1 protein-coding gene is annotated in these 649 nt (G+C 44.2%); it reads right to left on the bottom strand.

Annotated features, from left to right (window positions below; all coding sequences use genetic code 11):
* Window positions 1-629 (bottom strand): POTRA domain-containing protein (locus ACFIL3_RS11325; protein ID WP_375682286.1); only part of this gene is annotated, 629 nt, incomplete at its 3' end.
* Window positions 630-649 lie beyond the last annotated feature (20 nt).

Raw genomic sequence — 649 nt, forward strand, 5'->3', positions numbered from 1 at the left:
AGATTAATGGTGGCTTGGCGTGAGAAAAGCCGATTGATTTGATCAAGCCCTTGCTCTATCTGGCGCAGATTGGTCGGCTTTCCAATAAGGTTTGGAAAAGCCGTGGTGATTTCTCCTTGAAGTCTCCTCTCAACTTTATGCCCATCCAGAGTGATATCTTCCATCACACCTTCAACAACAACAATCTTGAGATGACCGCCGCTTAAATCTTGCTCAGGCAAATAAGCCCGCACCGCAATATAGCCGCGCTTCATATAAAGCTTGGTCACCGCTTTGAGCACTTTGTTGATTTCGGCAATCCCCAAACACCGTCCTTCCCAAAGAGAAATGGCTTCATGAAGGTCGGTGTGAGAAATCAACTGAGCGCCAACAAATTCAATGCTTTTGATCAGCAAACAGGTTGTACTAGGCGAAGCACCATAGGCAGATGTGGTATCATCGTCTGGCAAAAATATCCCATGTGTTTCGTTTCTACGGTGCAATCGTTGAAAACGCTGTTCTTGCGTTTGTTGTCGTTGGATGCTCTCTGATTGATTAATCGCTTTCTCACGAATGTTTTGGGCAAAACTCGGCAACGAGAAAAGGCACAAAATAGCCGCAAAAACAAAAATGAAAAAAAATCTATGCATTCATTGTGCCCTCAAAATGA

The sequence above is a fragment of the Bartonella sp. CE47NXGY genome, assembly GCF_042195415.1.
Lineage (GTDB): Bacteria > Pseudomonadota > Alphaproteobacteria > Rhizobiales > Rhizobiaceae > Bartonella.